Origin of the sequence: Arthrobacter sp. CAL618 (assembly GCF_000468215.1) — a bacterium.
GTDB lineage: Bacteria > Actinomycetota > Actinomycetes > Actinomycetales > Micrococcaceae > Arthrobacter_D.
Window position 1 is genome coordinate 1 of the sequence record NZ_ASZW01000286.1, and the last position, 5,169, is coordinate 5,169.

A 5,169-nucleotide genomic window follows, 5' to 3' on the forward strand; every position below is an offset into this window, starting at 1 on the left:
GAGCACCTCGGTGTGGGGCCCCCCAGTGGTAAACACCTCGGTGTGCGGTTCGGGGGTCTGCCACTGGGCGAATTCGGCGGCGACGGCGCCGGCAGTGGGCCGGTCGTCGGGGTGAGCGGCGGTCATCCGGGACAGCAGCGACTGCCAGTTCGATCCGAGGGCTGCAGGGATCTCCGGCGGTCGGTGCAGTCGAGCCACCGCCGATTCGAGACTGGTCCCCGGAAAGGCGCGCGCACCGGTCAGTGATTCCAGCAAAACCAGCCCTAGGGAGTAGATGTCGGTGGGAGTGCCGATGGCACCGCCGCGGGCTTGTTCGGGGCTAAGGTAGGCGGCCGTGCCGATGGTCTGTCCGGTGGCCGTCTGCCGCGCGGCATCGTAGAAGCGCGCGATGCCAAAGTCGGTGAGCAGGTAGCCGAAGACCCCGCTATCGGGATCCGTGGTCCGCGTCAGGATGTTGGAAGGCTTGATGTCGCGATGCAGGATGCCCTGCTGGTGGATGTATGCCAAGGTCCTCGCCACGTCCCACCCTGCCAGCCGCACCGCATCGGAGGGTAGCGGACCGTCCGCGAGCAACGCGCCCAGATCGGGGCCCTCGATCAGTTCCATCACCAGGTAGGTGGGCCCCGACGAGGTACTGGAAGAATCCATATCGAGCACCCGGACCAGTCCCGGGTGGTGGAGCCCCGCCAGGAGCCGGGCCTCGTCCGATCCGCGGGACACGCCGTCGGCTGCAGCGGACCGGAACAGCTTCACCGCCACGTCCCTGCCGAGCCGCGTGTCACGGGCCCGGTACACCTCGGCCATCCCGCCGGTGCCGACCACGCTACCGAGGAGGTAGCGTCCGTCAGCCAGTGATTGGGTACTCATACTTCCTCCGCTGGATTGATTTCCCGTCCGATTCTACGTGGGAGCCTCCACCCACCCTTCAGGAGCCNTGGGTACCGCGCCGTCGTGAAGGGTTGGGAAAGGGTCAGGCGACGTTGTTGTCGTAATCGTGGTCGCGGGTTTCCCGGCTGAGCCACAACGCAATGAACGTCGCTACTGCTGCCGCGCTCAGATACAGACCGACCAGCAGTGTGCTGCCGTCGGCGAGCTGCCAGAGGGCGATAGCAACGAACGACGCCGGAGCAGCACCGATGACACTCGACATGTTGTACGCAACGGCGGAACCGGTGTACCTGACGTTCGCCGGGAACAGCTCCGGCAGGATAGCCGCCATGGGTCCGAAGGTGAGGCCCATCAGGATGAAGCCGATGATGAGCAGCGCCATCGCACCGGTCGTGCCGGCACCGAACAGGGGAACCCAGGTGAAACCAAACAACGCGATCCCGATGGTGGTGGCCATCAGCATCTTCCGGCGGCCGAACTTCTCGGCAAGCGGGCCGGACACCAGGGTGAAGATGCCGAAGAAAACCACACCGATTATGAGCATCATCAGGAAGTCTCCCCGCGCAATGCCCAGTCCCGGCACGAAGGCCTCGGCGGCGGCGTCGTCGAACCCGCGACCCGCAGCTTCGGCGGCCGCCCGTGCGTCCTCGACCGAGGCCGGGGTGGTGCCGAAGGTCAGCGTGAAGGCGGTCATCAGGTAGAACAGCACGTAGGTGGCGAACATGATGAACGTGCCGAGCAGCAGGGCCCGCCACTGGTGCTTGAAGACGCTGGCGAGAGGCAGTTTCACGACCTTGCCCTTGTCCTTGACCTGCTGGAAGGAGTGGCTCTCGATGAGCTTGAGGCGGACATACAGTCCAACGATGACCAGGACCGCGCTGAGCAGGAACGGTACCCGCCAGCCCCAGTCCAGGAACTCCTCATTGGTGAGGGTGGCGTTGAGGTAGACGAACAGGAGGTTCGCGAGGATGAAGCCGATCGGTGCACCCAGTTGCGGGAATGTGCCGTAGACGGCGCGCTTGTTCTTCGGCGCGTTTTCGGTGGCGAGCAGCGCAGCGCCGCTCCATTCACCACCGAGGGCGAGGCCCTGGAAGAAACGCAGCAGTACCAGCAGCGCCGGCGCGAGAATGATCCAGCCGTCCACCTGGGCGGTCGGCAGGACACCGATGAGGAACGTGGCAATACCCATGGTGAGTAGGGAAGCGACCAGCGTCCCCTTCCGCCCGATCCGGTCGCCGTAGTGACCGAAGATGATCGACCCGAGTGGCCGGGCCACGAAGGCGACGCCGAAGACGGCGAAGGAGCTTAGAATCGCGTTCGCCGGGGTGGCGTCCGGGAAGAAAAGCGCAGGGAAGACCAGCACTGATGCCGTGGCGTAAATGTAGAAGTCATAGAACTCGATGGTGGTGCCGATCAGGCTGGCGAAGATGACGCGGCCCTTGGGATTTTTCGGCTTTGCTACACCGACGTCCACGGCGGACGGGGTTGTTGACATGTCTGCGGCTTTCTCTCACTAGGGCGCGCGTGGGCGCCTCGAACAGGGTGGGTGAATGCATCTATCAGACCAGCAAGGTCCAGCAGGTGGATAAAATTGTCCAGCATGTGGACAGCGTGACCCAAGGTTGGGTCGCCGCGCACCAGCCCAGGCGGGGCGGATCCGGCGCGTACTTCCGAAAAGTCCTAGAGTCGGACGTGCAGCCGCCGGGCAGCCTCAGAGATGGAACCGGTCAGCGACGGGTAAACGGTGAAGGTGTTGGCCACATCGTCAACGTGGAGCTTCTTGGTCACCGCGAGCGCCAGCGGAAAAATCAGCTCGGAGGCGCGGGGGCCGACGACGACGCCGCCAATCACCGTTCCGGACCCCTTGCGGGAGATGATTTTCACAAACCCGTCAGTGACGTTCATCATCTTCGCGCGGGCATTGGTGTGCAGCGAAAGCTTGACGACGTCGCCCTGGTAACGGCCGGACTCGACGTCCGCCTCGGAGACGCCAACCGTCGCGATCTCGGGGGCCGTGAAAATGTTGGAAGCAACCTGCTTCAGTTTCAGCGGGGTCACGCTGTCCCCCATCAGGTGGGCCATGGCGATCCGGCCCTGCATCGCCGCCACCGAGGCGAGCGCCAGCACGCCTGTGCAGTCCCCCGCCGCGTACACGTTCGGGGCTGAGGTGCGGGAGACGCCGTCGACCTTGATGTGGCCCGACTCGGTGAGCTGGACCCCTGCGTCCTCAAGCCCAATGCCCGCGGTGTTGGGGATTGACCCGACGGCGATCAGACAGTGGCTACCCTCAACGGTCCGGCCGTCGGAGAGCGTGACGACGACACCGTCGCCCACCCGCTGCACGCCCTGCGCCCGGCATTCCGACAGCACCGTCATGCCGCGGTTGGTGAATACGTTCTCAAGCACCTCGGCGGCGTCGGCGTCCTCTCCGGGGAGTACCCGGTCCCGGCTGGAGATCAGGGTGACCTTCGATCCGAGGCCGTCGTAGGCTGAGGCGAACTCGGCGCCCGTGACCCCCGAGCCAACCACAATGAGATGCTCAGGTACCTCGGTGAGGGTGTAGACCTGGGTCCAGTTGAAGATTCGCTCGCCGTCGGGCTGGGCAGTGGGCAGTTCACGGGGATGCGCACCGACGGAAAGGAGGATGGCGTCGGCTTCGACCACTGTGGCCTCGCCGTCGGAGGTGACCTCAAGCCGGTGGTTGTCCAGCAGCTTTCCTTCGCCGATGAGGATCTTCACACCCACCCGCTCCAGTGCGCGGGCGATATCGGCTGACTGCTCGGCAGCAAGTTTCAGGAGCCGCGCGTTGACCTGGCCGAGATCCGCGTAGGCCGCCTCGGTGTTTTCGAAGCGCACCCCCAGTTCATGCGCCGAGGCCACTCGTGCCATGATGTCGGCTGTCGCGATGAGTGTCTTGGAGGGCACGACGTCGGTCAGCACTGCCGCTCCACCGAGCCCGTGTCGTTCGACGATAGTGACGCTGGCGCCGAGGGACGCGGCGACCATTGCCGCCTCATACCCGCCGGGACCGCCGCCCAGGATAGCTATTCGAAGGGCACTGAAATCAAGTTGGCTGGTCACAACTGTCCATTCTGTCCTATCCCCGCCGCTCGCTCAAACGATTCCCGTCCCGGCCACCCGCTCTCGGCGGNNNNGCGGGCGGGGAACTGAGGGTAAGTTTGATCAGTGATCGAGAACCCCACGTCAATGACGCCGACCGACCCTTTCGACCTGGCCCGCGCCGCGGCCGATTACATCGCCGCGCAGACGGGCGTCGACCGCCACGATATTGCCCTGGTGCTGGGCTCGGGGTGGGGTGAATCAGCCAACCTGATCGGCGAAACCACCCACACCCTCGAGGCCTCGGACATCCCCGGCTTCTCGGCCCCCGCCGTCGAGGGCCACGTCGGGACCGTGCGGTCAGTCCTGACGACGTCGGGCAAACGCGCCCTGGTGGTTGGTTCCCGCACCCACTATTACGAGGGCAAGGGTGTTCGGGCCGTCGTGCACGGGGTGCGCACCGCCGCCGCTACCGGGGCGAAGATCATGGTGCTGACCAACGGGTGTGGCGGGTTGCAGGAGAAGTGGACCCCGGGCACCCCCGTCCTGATCAGCGATCACCTTAACCTCACCGCCACGTCACCACTCGAGGGCGCCACCTTCGTTGACCTGACCGACCTCTACTCCTCGCGGGTCCGGACAATCGCCCGCGAGGTCGATCCGTCCCTCGACGAGGGCGTCTACGCGCAGTTCACCGGACCGCACTATGAGACGCCCGCCGAGGTGCGTTACGCCAGGACGATCGGTGCTGACCTGGTGGGCATGTCGACGGCACTCGAGGCCATCGCCGCCCGCCACGCTGGCATGGAAGTGTTCGGGATTTCCCTGGTCACCAACCTGGCCGCCGGCATCAGCACCGCACCGCTGAGCCACGCCGAAGTAATCGAATCCGGCACGGCAGCCGGACCCCGCATCTCACGCCTGCTGGCTGACATCATCAGCCGGCTCTAGAAGTTGACCGAAGGTATGAAAAAGCTATGACGCACGCCGACCACGAATCACTTCTCGCAGCCGCACGCACCTGGGCGGCTGAGGATCCCGATCCGCACACCACCGCGGAGCTGGAGGCGCTGCTCGCGCAGGTGGCCGACGACGACACCCGTACCGCCGCAACCCAGGACCTGCAGGACCGTTTCAGCGGACCGCTGCTCTTCGGCACTGCGGGACTCCGTGCCGCCCTGGGCGCCGGACCGAACCGGATGAACCGGGTCGTGGTTCGCC

The 5,169-nt window shown here is 65.5% G+C and carries 4 protein-coding genes and 1 pseudogene; 2 read left to right on the top strand and 3 right to left on the bottom strand.

The annotated features are described in order from the left end of the window. The 3 genes from K728_RS0117725 to K728_RS0117735 all read right to left on the bottom strand — a co-directional run. A partial coding sequence (locus K728_RS0117725; RefSeq protein WP_024477514.1) for a serine/threonine-protein kinase occupies nt 1-867 on the bottom strand: 867 nt, incomplete at its 3' end. 103 nt (nt 868-970) lie between these two features. Beyond that, nucleotides 971-2,383: an MFS transporter gene (locus K728_RS0117730; protein ID WP_024477515.1), complete on the bottom strand. Its 1,413-nt coding sequence runs from the start codon at nt 2,381-2,383 to the stop codon at nt 971-973. A gap of 185 nt (nt 2,384-2,568) precedes the next feature. Further along, complete coding sequence (locus tag K728_RS0117735; protein ID WP_024477516.1) at nt 2,569-3,969, bottom strand: NAD(P)H-quinone dehydrogenase; 1,401 nt, start codon at nt 3,967-3,969, stop codon at nt 2,569-2,571. A 126-nt stretch (nt 3,970-4,095) separates the two neighbouring features. Here K728_RS0117735 and K728_RS0117740 point away from each other — a divergent pair, with 126 nt between their 5' ends. Both K728_RS0117740 and K728_RS0117745 read left to right on the top strand, forming a co-directional pair. Then, a complete protein-coding gene (locus K728_RS0117740; RefSeq protein WP_026041184.1) occupies nt 4,096-4,899 on the top strand; it encodes a purine-nucleoside phosphorylase in 804 nt (267 codons plus the stop codon). Between the two features lie 26 nt (nt 4,900-4,925). Then, nucleotides 4,926-5,169 (top strand): annotated as a pseudogene (locus K728_RS0117745) (phospho-sugar mutase); the annotation flags it as partial.